The organism is Shewanella sp. Scap07 (assembly GCF_013394145.1).
GTDB lineage: Bacteria > Pseudomonadota > Gammaproteobacteria > Enterobacterales > Shewanellaceae > Shewanella > Shewanella waksmanii.
This window is the reverse complement of sequence record NZ_CP041329.1, coordinates 2,360,070-2,376,986: the sequence shown is the minus strand read 5'-3', so window position 1 is coordinate 2,376,986 and position 16,917 is coordinate 2,360,070. Positions and strand designations below refer to the sequence as shown.

Here is a 16,917-nt window from a genome sequence, read left to right as displayed (position 1 = left end):
TAAGGCTAAGGCCCTGATAACAGGCAGCCTATAGTCAACCCACGATTTAGGCTATCCTGCCACGCTGTGGCGTTCGTTGACAAACTTGTTATGTGATACACAGCACAAATGCTACTGTAAATATCAAAATCAAGAAGCAGAAGTTGTCACCTTTCTTTTTAACCTGCTCTCTTTTATAGCAATCCTGCATTGTGTCAGCAGCACCTTTGTGCCATTAACTATGGGTGTCTATATGTTTATTTATTGGCAGTTTGTCTTAAGTAATTTGTTAGGCTTTTTGATCCAAGTTAAATATAGCAGTACAACCCAATCCTGTAGGGTGAAGCATCACATTTACGCCCCCTTTATTCTCCATCCAGATGTAATCTCCAATTTCACCAACATACTCAAAAGCAGACATCTCATTAGCGTATGCCATACATGATTTTGAAGATTGAATTATTGAAATAAGGTCATATTTACATTGAGCTCCAACTTTAAACAACGTAACTTTGTTAAAAACAGAATCCCCTTTGCTCCCCCAAGTACCAACCATTGTAAATTGATTTGGGTTGTCATTATGTTTGGTAACACTAATGCGGATGTTATGGCCTCCCGCATTTTCATATATCTTTTTTATAGCAGTATCACAACCTGTAAAGCCTTTGTTATGAGCTTGTTTTACTGCAAAAGCTATAAATTCAGGCTCTCCAGAAAAGGACGGAGACGAGATAAAAAGTAATGATAGTAACGTAGTTCTAATTTTCATAAATTTTGCTCAATAGTAATTTGTAAGCCGAACGCCGCGTTAAGGCGTGACGCTTGCGCTCACGCTTGCCATGTAAAATAATAGCCAGCCATTATTAACCACTCAAGCCAAAGATTAAAGGGACAAAAACTCTGCCAAAACAGTAGCTTGCCAGTACAAATAAACAGCATAACAGCATAACTGATAGTGATTCAAGGACGAAGTAATCAAACACCATCAAATATTGTGCTCAATACAAATAAGCATTTAAAATTAGCCTAAATTGGCAAAATCAGGCGTTAAATGCTGTTTTTAGCGCAAGCGATGTTAACTATGCAAAAAGAGTTGAGGAGTTTTGAGAAATGTGAGCATTTGAATTTAGTTTGCTGGCATAGACTGGCAACTACTTGAGAAATGCCGCCTTCGCTTGTTTAAATGTTCACAGTAATAGCTAGACTCTTCTAATGTACCTACAGGGCCATGGAAAAGTTTTCCAAATACCGTGACGATTTTAAGCCAATTAGCTGAGGGTATATTTAACCTGCTCAGTATGTCACAAGCCTTTGAATCAATTGCGCCACGTTTATCGTCTCGAATCACTCTGCCTGTTTCATCTACTAGTATGAGGTAGTCTTTCAACGAGAAAGCGCTACCTTTAGGTGGTTGGCACGTTCATTACCAATGAAAGATAAAAGACGTTTAGGTTGCTCCTCATTAAGCGCGGCTTTTATTCTGAGCTTGTACTAGTGAAATCAGATTGCTCTGGTGTGGTCGCCATTTTGGCGTGTATCGGGTTAAATTCTACATATTCCATGCAGGCCAATACGGCAGCCTCATCAAGCAGCGCTTGTGATTTAAACCTCCCTTCCCACAAATTTGTATGGAACAAATTTGAACGCCTTTAGGCGGCCAGAAAGGTGAACGCCATGGATGGCTTTGAATAGAAGTGCCCCGTACAGCTATTTTCTAGATTAGCTTGTCTTGCAATAGGCTCATTAAGACACCGCAACTCTGTTGAAATCGTTAGCAGCTAATAACACGAAGGCACGAACGATTATACATTTTGTAACACTGGATTATAAAGAAGTATGTTACTGTTTTCGTGAAATTAGTTAACCATACCATTACAGATGCCCGATATGTTTTATTAAGTGATAATAGGTTAATTAGTTAAATTCAATATAAAGGGATTGTGCGTAACAAAGACCAAGCAAAGAGGATTTGATATGAGTTGTTCTTCTGTAATGCGGCTAGCATTATTAATAGTGTTGACCTCAGCTATATATGGCTGTGGTGGAGGTGGAGATTCTAGCCCAGCACCTGTCGAGCCACCACCAGTGGAGCCACCACCAATTGATCCGCCACCAGAAGAAGTGCCACCAATGACTATCGCACCTTCTAGTGCGAGCGTGTCAGTCAATGAATTGGAATCAAGCTCTCAGCTGACTTTTACCATTGACAACATCGAGGATGGTGTAAGCGTATCCGCGCCAGCTGGGTTAGGTACTGTGTCGTACAGTATCCAAGGCTCAAACCTGCTTGTCACATTCGCGGCATCAGATATGGAGAAGCACAACAATTCTGAATCCATTCAAATTACTGTCAAAGGTGAGCATTCAGAGGTAAAGGCTAATCTCAATGTGTCTATTACTAATACAAGTGGTGATGCTGAGCTCGCATCTTTAAAGCAACTCGCAGCTGGCATCAATAGCTCACTCACCGACGAAAGTGCTCAAATTGAGTACATATACCGCAAATCAGGCTACCTACTTTCTAAGCTGACTGCGTCTGAGGCCAATAATCTAGAAGTCGACTTCACTGGATTGGTTAATGACTTTAGCCAGTTCATTGAAACAAACAACACGATAAACACCTTACCAAATGTGATCTTTCAGTACGAAAACGGTTTAACCAAAGAGTCGACATTAGTGGAATCCGCTGCGAACTCACTTAACGCTTTAGATGAAGGTACAATAAGTATCACGGCATTCATCAACAACTTGAGCGATAGCTCAGGCAAACTGCCAACACTACCCACTTTGAAACACAATTTCGTTAATGGTAGTTTGTCCGCATACGTTGGTAACTTAGAATTTGGTAGCTACGAGGGCAACACCTTTGTATTCAAAGATCAGTTTGAAATAATCGGCGATATTCTTAGACCTGAATAACCGCTAAATAACAAACTCAACCGCTCTGATTTCAGGGCGGTTATTGTTTCACTTGTAATTCTTATTTTCAGCATTTAGTATTTTTCATACTTTCAAACTAAATATTGAAGATGACGTCTAACCGATAACAACTCTCTTTTCTCAATATATTAATCAAATTGTAAAAATTACATAAGTAACTATTGCAAGATACAAGTACAACAGCACTCTTTTAATTAAACACCAACACAGCCCCCTCAACGCTAAAAACAGCCCCGTAAATAGCTTTAATATTTAACAAAAACCGATTAAACAGAGTTATATCCCACAAGGAATACAATTAAAACAATTTAATAAACAAGACTATCATCAGACTATTTAATTCACATGCAAACTTGAATCAAAGTGTAACAACCGCCAACAGAACCTACCCACAACCCACTGAAATAAGTAAAATAAACCGACTTTAGCAATGAACATTACTTCGTAGCTCAGAGATTTTTAACACTAACCATCAACGAGTTTAAGCAAGCCAATAAATATAAACAAGTAACACAGCAATTTATAGGGTAATAACAATTGCCAGCTTGGTCTTCATAGAAATATATATTTCTATGAAGACCAAACTACTTTAAGGGATTCAACCAATGCGTTTATCACAAACTATTATCGCTTTATCTATCATGGCAACACCTTTTGCGAGTGCAGAAGTTTTTGAGTTGCGTATTAAACATGACATTAATCTGAGTACCCCGCAGCAAGTTGCTTCAGCCGAAATGACTCAAGCCGTGGAAGCCACTGGCGCCAAAATCAAGCACCACAGCTTTACCCCTACAGGCTTCTACACCTCCGCCACAATTGATGCTGATAGCGCCGATGAAGCGGTTAAAATGCTTGAGCAAGGTGGCTTTTTGTGGGTAGAGCCAATGTTACATGTAATTCCCGATACTCCACCAGTAAAAAGCAACAAACAGAGCCAATTATTACCCAACCCTGCACTGTTTAGCGCAAGCAACAGCACATTATCGGAGCCAAACGACCCCGTTTATGCTGAGTGGCAGTATATGTACATGGAAGCGCTTAAAACATTTGAAGCACCATGGGGCCCAGATATTTTAACTATGGGTAACAATTTTGTCGGCCTTTGGGAAAATACGACCGATAGCGCTCAAAAAGTGCGTGTTGGGGTACCTGATATTAACTTTTACAATCACGCTGACATAAACTATAGCAGTGATGGTGCAAATTTTTATAGTTACTCTAATGATCCGTTTACGGATTTTGGCCAAGAATGTAGCGAACATGGCACCCTTGTCGCATCCACAATTGGAGCAAAGCAAAATTCGGGCTTTGGTGTTTCAGGAGCCGCAGGTAATAACATTGAAGTTGTACCCGTTGAAACAGGTGGTTGTGGCTGGATTTCGCCCACTAACTACTTAGATGCGATTTATTGGCTCAGTGGAGTTTCATATAAGCATCTAGGTATTGAAGATATTTCAGAACCCGTTCAAGTGATTAATATGAGTATGGTTGGACTAGCAATCGACGGACAGTGCAACCGTTTTGATTTGGAAATGTTGGATTTCCTTAATCAACAAGGTATCCACTTGATCCAAGGTGCAGGGAACGACAATCAAGATGTATACAACTCTTCACCCGCAGTTTGTGGTCGAGGCCGAATGATTACCGCAGGAGCAACATCAGATGAGCATGATAAAGCGGCTTTTTCAAACTACGGTAACGTAGATATTTCAGCATTCGGCGTTGGTGTATGGGGTTACGGTAAAGTTGATGGTGTTGCTACAGCAGGAGCGGGCACATCGCTTTCTGCCCCACTTGTCACCTCTGCAATTGCAGGTGTGATTTCAGAAGTTGGTAATCTTGATTATGAACTAATGCATTTCTTGCTACATTCAACAGCAACCAATTTTGCGCCTGAATCCACTTGTGCTACAGATTTACATTGTGGTGGTGGTGGACTTGATGCGGGACGGATGCTACAAGCCGCTAAAGCCCACCTAGCAGGTGAGTTAAGCACCATTCGACACCCATTGGTCGGTGAGACAGACAAAACTCAATCAGTGCTGATTAAGCACCTTAGTTCAGAGGTTGAGGTTTGCGATTTATATGAGCTTAACTTTAACAGCGAAGCAATTGAGTTGGACAAAGTGACTTATGAGCTTTACGAAACTACGAAAGGTGGTGATTTAGCTTCTAGTTCTGCATTGGTAATGACGAGCAGCAACCCTCAATTAATCCACGCATTCAGTGCAGAAGATATTGAAAACAATGACTATGGTTTCAAGTTTTGTGATGCTGTTGATTGCACATCAATAATGCCAATCACTGTCGATGCAGAGCGACCTACTCAGTGCATCTAAATTGATTTAGCTAACAAAAAAGCGCCTTAATCTGGCGCTTTTACATATAATTCTAGCGCCACCCGAACAAATAAAACCCTCTTAACTATAATGCCCTCCCATTAATATCCTAAAAAGTTCGGTATATCGCTGTAAACAAAAATTTCAAACCTTTTTTGACATGAGATATTGTTACTGCGGCAATCAAAGTTTTATGATCGCCTAACAGAAGCATCAGCCACCCAACAGGCATTTAGCAACAACTGTATTATTTCCACCGATTCTAATTGGTTACCAACTAACCTTAATCTGCCTTCAGTCAAAGGCGAACTCACTTCACCGATTTATTGTATTTCGCCCAAGGATTAACTGCTGCAGCCGGTTTAGATTTATTGGCTGCTTTTGAGTCTTTGCTTTGGCTGATATTACCTGCACTACCCGCATTAGCACTGTCTCTGCGTTTACTTGGCTTTGTACCACTTGTTGAACGAGCAGGGTTTGCTGAGTTAGTAGATTTAGCCGGTTTTTTAGGGTCGCGCTTAACTTTGATTGGCGCACGATCGGCATCACGCTTGGCTTTGGGCACAAAGTTCAACACAGAAATGGGCACCACTTTTTTAGGTTCAAAACCTTCGACAACGCGCCTTTCAAGTAAATGATCAATTCGGCTTTCTATCATGCAAAGATTTTTAAAATCATCTTTTGACACTAAACTCACCGCTTCGCCACTTGCCCCCGCTCGGCCTGTACGGCCTATGCGGTGTACGTACTCATCGGCTGGAAATGGCAGATCGTAGTTGATCACCAGCGGTAACTCATCAATATCGATGCCTCGCGCTGAAACACCGGTGGAAATCAAATAGGCAATCTTGCCAGATTTGAAATCCGCTAAGATCTGTTCCCTATTAGCTTGAGTCTTACCACTGTGTAGACACTCAGCTTCAATACCACGCTTTTCTAGTTGGCTTACCAGTTTGGCGGCGCCGTGTTTGGTTTCGATAAAAATTAACGCTTTCTGCCAAGTTTTCTCTTTAATAAGATGACTGAGCAATGCTGACTTTTTATCTTTATCAACCGTCACCATCCATTGCTCAATGGCGGGCGCACTTTCTTGCTGTTTTACTGACAACTGCACCGCATCACTGACGGTGTACTTTGCTAAGTCGCGCACTTTACGTGACAAGGTCGCTGAAAACAGCAGGTTTTGACGCTGCTCTGGTAATTTGTCGATGATATCGGTGATGTCGTCAATAAAGCCCATATCCAACATACGGTCGGCTTCATCAAGCACAAACATCTCAATCTCATCAAAATGAATAGCACGCTGAGTATAGAGATCGCGCAGTCTACCTGGCGTGGCAACCAGAATATCCAAGCCATCTATTAACGCCTGCTTTTGCGGCGCAAGATCGACACCGCCATACATAGCGCTGGTGCGTATTGATAAATGCTTACCATAGGCGCTGACGCTATCATTGACTTGTATTGCAAGCTCTCTTGTCGGGGTAATAATCAATCCCCTAACCCGCTTTTTCCGCCCAGCCTCACCCTTAGCTAATTTGTCTAACATTGGCAGCACAAAGCTGGCCGTTTTGCCGGTACCCGTTTGCGCGGCGGCAATAATATTCTTACCAGACATCGCCACAGGGATAGCTTTAAGCTGAATCGGTGTCGGCTCGGTATAGCCTAACTCTTCTAGGGCGGTCTCAATAGCGGGGTTAAGCGATAGGCTTTTAAAGGACATGCAAATTCTCAGACTGTGTAATGACAATAAATCCCGCCAATGTGAGTTAATTACTTAACATCAGCGAGAAATTTTAATATTGCTGATTATAACAGGCTAATGACCTTAACAGCAGTAGAGATTGACCAAACCTACCACTTAGAATTTTAAACGCGATCACCTAGTGATAGACCAGCCATCAATAAACTCAGGCCTTGCACCAATAAACAACATTGAATACGTATGTAACGCGTTGCGGCGAGTCTATAGGTGTCACTAATATAGCCAGATAACGAGATAAATAAAAAGGATAAGTAATGTCTCATCTACTCAAGGATCTGGCTTGTACCACCCACCAAGTTACTCGACAGCTAGCCCCCATACCCTGTGCTCTTTTGCTAGCGCTATGCCCACTATCATCCATAGCGGCTAACATAGAAATAACCTCGCCTGATAAACACATTAGCATTACCGTACGTGACGACAATCTAAAGCCTGAATATCAAGTTTATTATCAAGGAAAGTCTGTTATAGATGCGTCTGCTTTGGGATTAGCTTTTCAAACATTAGGGGAACTGCAAGCTGGATTTAAACTTGTTGATAGTAAGACAAGTACTCACAAATCAACTTGGGAGCAACCTTGGGGAGAAAAACAATGGATGTTAGACCATCACCACAGTTTAACCACCACCTTCTCTAATGGTACATATCAATACAATATTGAATTTCGTGCATTTAACGATGGCATTGGCTTTCGGTATCACTTCCCTAAGCAAGCACAACTTAGCGAACTCAATATTACCCAAGAGCTAACAACATTTACTATTCCTCAACCAGAAGCTGCTCAAGCTTGGTGGATACCTGCTCGTGGTTGGAATCGCTATGAATATCTCTATCAAAAAACACAAGTAAGTGACATAGATAGAGTGCATACGCCATTTACGCTTAAATTAAACAACGGCATACATTTGAGCATACATGAAGCTGCACTTACCGATTATGCCGCTATGACATTAGATCAACGCCGCAGCGGTGTACTACGTGCTGACCTCACCCCTTGGTCAGATGGAATTAAAGTAAAAACTCACGCTGGCTTTTCTAGTCCATGGCGTACGGTACAAATTGCACCAGATGCAAAAGGCTTACTTAACTCGTCATTAATCCTTAATCTTAACGAGCCCAACAAACTAGGTGATGTTTCTTGGGTAGAGCCTGGCATATATGCAGGCATTTGGTGGGGAATGCATATTGGCGAGAATACTTGGGGTTCGGGTGACAAGCATGGCGCCACAACCAGCGAAACGAAACGCTACATGGACTTTGCCGCTGCCAGTGGTTTTATCGGCGTGTTAGTCGAAGGGTGGAACCTTGGCTGGGATGGCAGTTGGTTCCATAACGGCGATGTGTTTAGTTTCACCCAAGCTTATGATGATTTTGATATTAAAGCGGTTGCCGATTATGGCAAAACGCTCGGTGTTAGGCTGATCGGTCACCATGAAACATCCGGCTCTGTTACCAACTACCGTAAGCAGATGGATGCTGCTTACGATCTTTATGAAAAACATGGCGTCACCCAAATTAAAACCGGCTATGTCGCCGATGGCGGCGACATTAAGCGTGTTGATGAACAAGGTATTACCCGACATGAATGGCATGACGGTCAGTTTATGGTCAATGAATACCTGTATAGCATCGAGCAAGCTGCCAAACGTAAAATCAGTATCAATACTCATGAACCAGTTAAGGATACCGGACTGAGAAGAACTTATCCTAACTGGATTAGCCGCGAAGGGGCGAGAGGCCAAGAATTTAATGCATGGGGCACGCCTCCCAATAATCCTAGCCACACACCCACGCTTGCCTTCACCCGCATGCTATCTGGCCCAATGGATTTTACTCCGGGTATTTTTGATCTTGCCCCAGAAGGACTAGATGCAGTAAATCGCGTGCAAACCACGCTGATGAAGCAATTGGCGTTATATGTGGTGTTATATAGCCCAATCCAAATGGCCGCTGATCTTCCTAGAAACTATGCTAAGTACCCAGATGCCTTTCAGTTTATTAAAGATGTGCCTACAGATTGGAAAACCAGTATCGCATTGCAAGGCGAAGTAGGCGAATATGTCATATTTGCTAGGCAAGAGCGTGATGGTGCCAGCCATGGAAAGGATTGGTATGTTGGTGCGATTACCGATGACTCAAAACGTACACTAACCATTGCCTTAGACTTCCTTGATAACAATACCCGTTATCAGGCGCAAATCTACCGTGATGGACCTGATGCCAATTGGCAGAGCAACCCTTATGACTATATTATCGAAACTAGGAATGTCACTAACGCAGACAAGATTGAACTGCCCCTTGCTACCAGCGGTGGCGCGGCCATTCGTTTTAAAGCGTTATAATTGCCGTTCAATTTAAGTCGGACAGTCTTAGACCTAATCTTTTAGAGCATTCGGCGCGAGTTTCTGATGACTCGCGCCATTAATGCGCTTAGCCTGCTCTCCCGCTTAGCCACTGATTTTACTTACCTAAATCCCCCCTTTTCCCATTAACGTTAGCGCCAAAAATTATTTTTGCATCGCTATACACTGTGCAACATTTCTTAACGTTTTTGCTTAGCAAAATCTGGTGCATTTTAAATACTTTTTGTTACTGTTAATGTCGATTGCTCATTAACAACAATAATTACAACAAAGAGGCATTATGAATCAGGCTGTCACAAAATCCCTGCTCAGCGTCAGTTTATGCTGCATTAGTAGCTTATCGTTCGCCAACACTAGCGCTTACCAAGCCCCATCTGCAGAAGACCTACGTTTGTATGACATCGCTCAGGCAACACAAGCTGAGCGAATTATGAGTGATGTACAAACGCTAGTGGACTTCGGTACCCGCCACACCTTGTCTAGCCAAGATCATCCAACTCAAGGCATAGGCGCCGCAAGAAACTGGATAAAAGCGGAATTTGAGCGTATCTCTTCGCAATGTGGCCAGTGCTTAGAGGTGATAGAAGTGGGGCAAACCGTGTCTGGTAAACGTATTCCCCAAGATACCAATGTTGTTAATATCATTGCGATCCAGCGTGGCAATGCCAACCCCAATCGAATGGTGATCATGAGTGGTGATATCGACTCTCGGGTTACCGATGTCATGGACGCAACTAGCATATCGCCTGGTGCCAATGATAATGCCACTGGCGTTGCAGGGGCACTAGAAGCTGCACGTGTGCTTTCTCAATATCAATTCTCTGGTTCAATTGTTTATGCAGCGCTAAGTGGCGAAGAGCAAGGCCTTTATGGCGGAAAGATACTTGCAGACTATGCCAAAGCGCAAAACTGGCACGTACAAGCCGTTCTTAATAACGACATGATAGGCAATATTTCCGGCATTAACGGCGTAGTCAGTAACCATACGGTAAGAGTGTTTTCCGAGGGAGTCCGCTATACCGAAACAGAAGAAGAAGCTAAAAAGCGCTATTTTGAAGGCGGTGAAAATGATTCTGCATCACGTAATTTGGCGCGCCATATTAAAGGCTTAGCAGATCAATATATGGTCAATCTTGATGTAGAGATGGTTTATCGACTCGACCGCTTCGGTCGTGGTGGACACCACCTGCCATTTAACCAAGCCGGCCTGCCCGCAGTGCGTATCATGGAAACCAACGAGCATTACCATCGACAACATCAAGATCTTAGGGTTGAAAATGGCATTGAATATGGCGATGTCATTGCAGGTGTTGACGGACCGTTTACAGCTAAACTGACTGCACTCAATGCCATTAGCCTAGCGTCAATGGCGTGGGCCCCTGCACCACCTAAACAGGTAACGATTGCCGGTAAAGTTTCACCCAGTACAACGTTAACATGGCAGCTTGAAGATAATGCCCAAGTAGCGGGTTATCGAGTGTATTGGCGTAAAACAACTGAGCCACAATGGACCCACAGTCGTTATGTCGGCAAAGTAGACAGTTTTACACTTCACAATCTAGTGATCGATAATTACATTTTTGGTGTCGCCGCAGTGGGCAGCAACAGTAATACCAGCCCAGTGGTGTTTCCAGGGCCAGCCGGCGCATTCTAAGCCAACTGTTAACCTTAGCGCTAAACCTTAAGGCTACTCCCCTGCAGTTTGGGGGTAGCCTAAAGCTGTAGCGGAAACCACGATGCATTGTACCGAATATCCCACGCCAATCTTGAGTTGATCATCAATGCTAATATTTGCCAATTGAATGGTATTAGGAATTTGTGCAAATGCGTTTGATATCGCTTCTTTTGTTGCGACTTGCTCACCGCTAGGCAATAGATACAGTATCGACGTTTGACAACTCTCGCCCGTGACTTCACCTAATGCTGTCAGTGACTTTTCGTGACGACTATCCATATTAGAGCTCGCAATAAACGATCCGTGGCTGGCAATATTGCAGCCACACAGCGACATAAGGCTAATTATCAGTAACGAATTTTTTAAGCTATTCATCATTTATCTACAGTGGCCAAGGTTAACATTAAGATACGTAAAGGTTATCAAAGTAATATGAATACGTATGCATGGAGTTGTTAAAAAAAACCGCTCAAGGTTAACATGAACCTGTGCTTTATCGCGTTAAGTCATAGGAACTGACTGTAGCGAATGAGATTGTCGCAAGTTCTTCAGCAAGTGAACATTGAGTGAACACTTATAAGTAAGCTAGCTGTCGATTGAGGTCTTATTGATGTACATCTTGTCTATTACTTGAGCTAGACAGTACATTTTGGGCGAATACCGTGTGAGGGACACGTGTATTCGCTGTTTTTTTAGGGCAATTATCGGCACAACATCCGCACATCAGCGTCTATGGCATAGTGTCATAATAACAATAAGAGAACAGGCTATGTCGAAACCAACATCTAACAGCAAACCATTACTGAGTTTTTGGCAAATATTTAATATGTGCTTTGGCTTTTTGGGTATTCAGTTTGGTTTTGCCCTTCAAAATGCCAATGTTAGCCGCATTTTTCAGACCTTAGGTGCATCGATAGACGAGATCCCAATCCTGTGGATTGCCGCGCCACTAACAGGCCTACTCGTGCAACCTATTATCGGTTATATGAGTGACAAAACCTGGACTCGTTTAGGCCGTCGTCGCCCTTATTTTCTAATTGGTGCTGTCTGCACCACATTAGCCTTGTTCATCATGCCGCACTCCCCCGTTTTATGGGTAGCCGCAGGTATGTTATGGATAATGGATGCATCAATTAATATCGCCATGGAGCCGTTTCGCGCATTTGTTGGAGATAACCTACCCAAGCGGCAACGACCACTGGGTTATGCGATGCAAAGTTTCTTTATTGGTATCGGCGCAGTTATCGCCTCTGCACTGCCGTACATCTTAACCAACTACTTCCAAGTCAGTAATACTGCCCCTGCTGGTGAAATATCCGATGCCGTTCGTTATGCATTCTATTTTGGCGGTGTCGTATTATTTGCCGCGGTGTTTTGGACCATTATTAGTTCACGAGAATACAGCCCAGAGCAGTTAGCTGCGTTCGAAGAACATGACAACCAGCACAATAGCACAGCAGTGAGAAGCCAGCGCACTACCACGCAATACCATCAAGGAGCCATGTTGTGGAGCGGTGTTGGGTTAATATTCACCCTGATCATTTATGCTGCTGATTTAGATAAGCAGTTGTACCTACTATCCGCAGGTATCTTCGCCTTTGGGCCGCTACAATGGTTTTGCAGCCATTATCTTAAGCAGGGTAAAACCACACCCAGTATGGCTTTTGCGATCACCGATGCCCTATTTGCCATGCCTAAAGCGATGAAGCAATTGGCCTGGGTACAATTTTTCTCCTGGTTCGCTTTATTTTCAATGTGGATATATACCACCTCTGCGGTCACTTCATATCACTACGGCACTGATGATGTGCTATCACAAGCCTACAATGATGGCGCAGACTGGGTGGGGATATTGTTCGCGTCATATAATGGTTTTGCAGCCCTCGCGGCCGTGATCATTCCTTTGTTAGCTATGTCGGTAGGGCTTAAGTGTTCGCACTTAATTAACCTATTTTGTGGCGGCATAGGTCTGATGAGTTTCTATTTTATAAAGGATCCTAGTTTACTTTGGCTACCTATGATTGGCGTGGGTATTGCCTGGGCATCTATTTTATCTATCCCCTATGCGCTACTTGCCAATGCCTTACCCGGGAAGCAAATGGGGATCTATATGGGCATCTTTAACTTTTTCATTGTCATTCCGCAACTATTGGCGGCTAGCGTGCTAGGGCTAATTGTCAATCATGTTTTTGATGGGCAGCCGATTTTTGCTTTAGTCCTGGGTGGCTCGCTCATGATGCTGGCGGGTATTAGCGTATTGTTTGTTTCTACGCCTCCAGCAGAAAAATAACTCACACCTTAAATCAAAACAAATGAATAAATGTAAGGGATAACCATATGGCTCGCAGACCTCTATTTTCAGCAAGTAGGATCGCAGTGGCATTAAGCTGCACATTGGCATTAAGTGCATGTGCTCCTAACGAGCAACAGCCCAATGATGTACATAGTCAAATGGTTGCCCCCGGTGCACCTGGATTAGAGCCTGTGTGGGCATTTTCTGGCAAAACAGGCATAGGCACATCCTACACTCCCTACCAAAATGGTGAATCGGAGCAGATTAGCAAAGTTTGGTTCTCACTTGCTCAAGGCATTGTCACTGAAACCATGTACGGTCTTATCCACAATGCTCAGTTAAAAGAGATGCAGTTCATCATTAGCGGCGATGGCTTTACCGACACCGAGCAAGCGGACACCATCTCTAGCATTGATTACTTGCATAAAGACGACAGTGGCCGCCCTTTATCGCTGGCCTACAAGGTGGTCAACAAAGATAAACAAGGTAAGTACGAAATAGAAAAACACATCTTTACTGACCCCAATAGTCAATCATTAATGATGAAGGTATTTTTTACCGCACATGAAGCTGGTATTACCCCCTACCTTTACGTGAACCCCCATGTGGACAATAGTGGCAGTAACGATATTGCACGGGTAAGTGAAGACGGTAAAAGTTTAATCGCCTACACAGATCAATCTTCTAGTAGCGTAGTCTCTGTTATCAGTGACCAAGCATTTGTGCAGGCCAGTGTGGGCTTTGTTGGCCAATCCGATGGCCTCACTGATTTACAAAGTAATGGTGAGCTTAATTGGCAATATACCACCACTACGCAGGTATCAGACCAGCTTGGCGGAAATGTAGCCATGACGGCGCAACTGCCTACCATTAATGTGAAACCGGGGCAATCAAACACCCTAGAGGCCACTTTTGTTGTTGGCTTTGGCGACGATAAACAACAGAGCCTGCAGCATGCGCAGCGCACATTAACCCAAGGCTATCAGCAGGTGCTCGCCAATTACAATGGCATCGACGAGGCTGTGGGTTGGCAAGACTATCTTTATAGCCTAGATGCCCTGCCCGCGATGATAAAAAGTACCACAGATGATGGCCAGCTCTTGTATGCCAGTGCATTAGTACTCAAAGCACAGGAGGATAAAACCCATCCTGGTGCGCTTATCGCCTCGCTATCTAACCCATGGGGTGACACCGTATCGGCTAAAGTTGGCAGTACAGGCTACAAAGCCGTTTGGCCGCGGGATTTTTATCAATGTGCAATGGCATTTTTAGCCATGGGAGACCACCAAACGCCTAAGATCGCGTTTGAATACCTACAAAAAGTACAAGTGACAGCCCAAACACCGGGCTACGAAGGTGTACCGGGTTGGTTTTTACAGAAAACTCATGTTGACGGTCAAATCGAATGGGTTGGGGTTCAGTTAGATCAAACGGCTATGCCCCTGATGCTAGGCTGGCAGTTGTGGCAAGCAGGCGTGCTATCGGACAGTGAAATAAACCACTGGTACAGTGTGATGCTAAAAAGTGCGGCGGACTTTCTCGTTACCGGTGGTGAGGTGAAATTGGATTGGAACAACACCCACATTACGCCGCTAAAAACACAACAAGAGCGCTGGGAAGAGCAAGCAGGTTACTCACCTTCAACAGCAGCAGCCGTTATAGCAGGGTTAATCAGTGCCAGTGATATCGCCAAACACAGTGGCGATGAGCAAAGCGCTAAACGTTATCTTGATACCGCGATTGCAATGGAGCATAAACTCACTGCTTTAGTAGTCACTGAAAACGGATTACTGTCACTGCAAAATGATCAAACCCAGCCTTACTACGTCAGGCTATCTCCTAACGGCAATCCAAATAACACCGATAAACTCGGTGATAATAATGGCCGTAAAGGCCTTGATCAGCGACTGATCTTAGATGCTGGATTTTTGGAGTTAGTCCGTTACGGGGTTAAGCCAGCCAATGATAAAACCATCGTTGACAGCATTAAGCTGGTAGACAATACCGCTTTAGCAGAGAACCTAAGGGTAAAATACCTCTTTGATGCCGGTGATGGTCAACAAACTCCAGGTTATCGTCGCTATGGCAATGATGGTTACGGTGAAGATGAGCAAACAGGCAGCAGCTACGCTGAAAGTGGCGCGAATACGCCAGGACAACGCGGTAGAGTCTGGCCATTTTTCACTGGTGAGCGTGGTCACTATGAATTAGCAAAGCTCACTCAAGCTAAGCAACTTACCCCAGAAACTAAGCAGGCCTTAATTAACACCTATGTTAAAGGCATGGAAATATTTGCCAACGAAGGATTAATGTTGCCTGAGCAAGTTTGGGATGGTGTAGGAAATCCAACTCGATATAAATATCACAAGGGCCAAGGAACCAACTCCGCTACGCCACTTGCGTGGACCCATGCCGAATACGTCAAACTACTGCGTTCTATAAGCGACGAGAAAGTGTGGGACTACTATCCTAATGTCACTGAGAAACTCAACCCGTAAAACACTAAACCCCTGAATCCTTAATTCGGTAAGTTAACGCCACGACCACATGTGATCGTGGCGTTTTTGATTATAAACGGTATTGCCACATTAAGCCGAAGGTATCAAAGTCATTACCATAGCGTGTCAGCACGCCGGTGCTGAAACTCAGCTTAATACTTTGTTGCCTCGATAAAGCGAATGAATAGGTCAAGCCAAACCGTGAGTTTTCTTGGTCATCATTAGAAGCAACACCGTTTTTCTCTGTTTCACCACCAAAGAAAAAATTACCGTTTAGTGACAGCCAATGGCCGCGATTAAAATAATATATCAGGTGGCCTTGTAAATTAACCTGGGGCTGCTGCGACAGTTGACCGCTGCCTAAATACTCATTGTTATCGCTATAAAAACGCACTGAAGCAATCAAGTCATAGTACCAGCTACCCAATTGATGCGACATGCCAATGCCGGGTCGATAGACCCACCTATTAGCACCACTATTGAGCAGTTTATCTGCTTGATAACTCCCAGTCGGTGCCGTAACTTGCAGACTGGTACCAACCACAACCCCCTGCTGCCACTTAGCGTAGGATGCAATATCCATTGCTGGCGCCCCGTAGAAATTCCAAGTAAGTCGCACTGTTGGGTCAGTAAAACCACAGCGATCAACACTGACTTGGTCGCCGTTAAGCCTTGCACTGCCGCTAAAACAGGTTCGACTGATTGCGGTATCAAACTTGGCACTACTGCCTAACAACCCAAAAGTCGTGGCATAACCCAATATATAAGCATCTATGTCGAGTTTGGCATCTTCCACAGGCGAGCTTGGCGACGGCGACACCTCTCCTGATGAGTTGGCATAACCCGCTGCCAGAAAGTGCTGGCCCGTTGGCAGGTTTGTATAGCTTCGAGGCTCCAATTCTTGGGCTACAAGCTGGGGAGACAGACAAGCATTTAGCCCAAGGCAAATCAATGTGGGCCTCACAAATAATTGACAGCGTCCTAGCATAAATACCACTTATTCACGTTACTTTAATCACAACAATGTAACCACCAAGGTAACACTAACAGCCTGAAAATCTACTG

10 protein-coding genes and 1 pseudogene are annotated in these 16,917 nt (G+C 43.9%); 6 read left to right on the top strand and 5 right to left on the bottom strand.

What is annotated here, in order from left to right:
* Positions 1–268 precede the first annotated feature (268 nt).
* Both FLM48_RS10370 and FLM48_RS10365 read right to left on the bottom strand, forming a co-directional pair.
* Positions 269–748, bottom strand: coding sequence for a hypothetical protein (locus FLM48_RS10370; protein ID WP_179024582.1), 480 nt, complete (start codon positions 746–748; stop codon positions 269–271).
* A gap of 357 nt (positions 749–1,105) precedes the next feature.
* A pseudogene (locus FLM48_RS10365) lies at positions 1,106–1,757 on the bottom strand (hypothetical protein); the annotation flags it as partial.
* Between the two features lie 196 nt (positions 1,758–1,953).
* Here FLM48_RS10365 and FLM48_RS10360 point away from each other — a divergent pair.
* On the top strand, positions 1,954–2,898 hold the full coding sequence (locus tag FLM48_RS10360; protein WP_179024581.1) for a hypothetical protein: 945 nt from the start codon (positions 1,954–1,956) through the stop codon (positions 2,896–2,898).
* A gap of 626 nt (positions 2,899–3,524) precedes the next feature.
* Entirely contained in the window at positions 3,525–5,258 is a 1,734-nt protein-coding gene (locus tag FLM48_RS10355) for a S8 family serine peptidase (protein ID WP_179024580.1), read from the top strand.
* Positions 5,259–5,568: 310 nt separating this feature from the next.
* On the opposite strand, the gene FLM48_RS10350 is transcribed toward FLM48_RS10355, so the two are convergent.
* Positions 5,569–6,981 carry a DEAD/DEAH box helicase gene (locus FLM48_RS10350; RefSeq protein WP_179024579.1) on the bottom strand — a complete coding sequence of 471 codons (1,413 nt, stop codon included), beginning with the start codon at positions 6,979–6,981 and terminating at the stop codon, positions 5,569–5,571.
* A 296-nt stretch (positions 6,982–7,277) separates the two neighbouring features.
* Between FLM48_RS10350 and FLM48_RS10345 the strand changes: the two genes are divergently transcribed.
* Positions 7,278–9,365, top strand: a complete 2,088-nt coding sequence (locus tag FLM48_RS10345) for a glycoside hydrolase family 97 protein (RefSeq protein ID WP_179024578.1) — start codon at positions 7,278–7,280, stop codon at positions 9,363–9,365.
* Positions 9,366–9,666: 301 nt separating this feature from the next.
* Positions 9,667–11,040, top strand: a complete 1,374-nt coding sequence (locus tag FLM48_RS10340; RefSeq protein WP_179024577.1) for a M28 family metallopeptidase — start codon at positions 9,667–9,669, stop codon at positions 11,038–11,040.
* Positions 11,041–11,073: 33 nt separating this feature from the next.
* On the opposite strand, the gene FLM48_RS10335 is transcribed toward FLM48_RS10340, so the two are convergent.
* A complete protein-coding gene (locus FLM48_RS10335) occupies positions 11,074–11,340 on the bottom strand; it encodes a hypothetical protein (protein ID WP_179024576.1) in 267 nt (88 codons plus the stop codon).
* A gap of 490 nt (positions 11,341–11,830) precedes the next feature.
* Here FLM48_RS10335 and FLM48_RS10330 point away from each other — a divergent pair, with 490 nt between their 5' ends.
* Both FLM48_RS10330 and FLM48_RS10325 read left to right on the top strand, forming a co-directional pair.
* Positions 11,831–13,351 (top strand): MFS transporter, encoded by a 1,521-nt coding sequence (locus tag FLM48_RS10330; protein WP_179024575.1) that lies wholly within the window; start codon positions 11,831–11,833, stop codon positions 13,349–13,351.
* 47 nt (positions 13,352–13,398) lie between these two features.
* Positions 13,399–15,852: a glucan 1,4-alpha-glucosidase gene (locus FLM48_RS10325; RefSeq protein WP_179024574.1), complete on the top strand. Its 2,454-nt coding sequence runs from the start codon at positions 13,399–13,401 to the stop codon at positions 15,850–15,852.
* Positions 15,853–15,922: 70 nt separating this feature from the next.
* On the opposite strand, the gene FLM48_RS10320 is transcribed toward FLM48_RS10325, so the two are convergent.
* Positions 15,923–16,750 carry a transporter gene (locus FLM48_RS10320; RefSeq protein WP_256871112.1) on the bottom strand — a complete coding sequence of 276 codons (828 nt, stop codon included), beginning with the start codon at positions 16,748–16,750 and terminating at the stop codon, positions 15,923–15,925.
* Positions 16,751–16,917 lie beyond the last annotated feature (167 nt).

Excerpts from the sequence above, each read along its gene's own strand:
- FLM48_RS10340 (WP_179024577.1), top strand. The coding sequence starts at position 9,667 with ATGAATCAGGCTGTCACAAAATCCCTGCTCAGCGTCAGTTTATGCTGC.
- FLM48_RS10325 (WP_179024574.1), top strand. The coding sequence starts at position 13,399 with ATGGCTCGCAGACCTCTATTTTCAGCAAGTAGGATCGCAGTGGCATTA.
- FLM48_RS10335 (WP_179024576.1), bottom strand. The coding sequence starts at position 11,340 with ATGGATAGTCGTCACGAAAAGTCACTGACAGCATTAGGTGAAGTCACG.
- FLM48_RS10355 (WP_179024580.1), top strand. The coding sequence starts at position 3,525 with ATGCGTTTATCACAAACTATTATCGCTTTATCTATCATGGCAACACCT.
- FLM48_RS10370 (WP_179024582.1), bottom strand. The coding sequence starts at position 748 with ATGAAAATTAGAACTACGTTACTATCATTACTTTTTATCTCGTCTCCG.
- FLM48_RS10330 (WP_179024575.1), top strand. The coding sequence starts at position 11,831 with ATGTCGAAACCAACATCTAACAGCAAACCATTACTGAGTTTTTGGCAA.
- FLM48_RS10350 (WP_179024579.1), bottom strand. The coding sequence starts at position 6,981 with ATGTCCTTTAAAAGCCTATCGCTTAACCCCGCTATTGAGACCGCCCTA.
- FLM48_RS10345 (WP_179024578.1), top strand. The coding sequence starts at position 7,278 with ATGTCTCATCTACTCAAGGATCTGGCTTGTACCACCCACCAAGTTACT.
- FLM48_RS10360 (WP_179024581.1), top strand. The coding sequence starts at position 1,954 with ATGAGTTGTTCTTCTGTAATGCGGCTAGCATTATTAATAGTGTTGACC.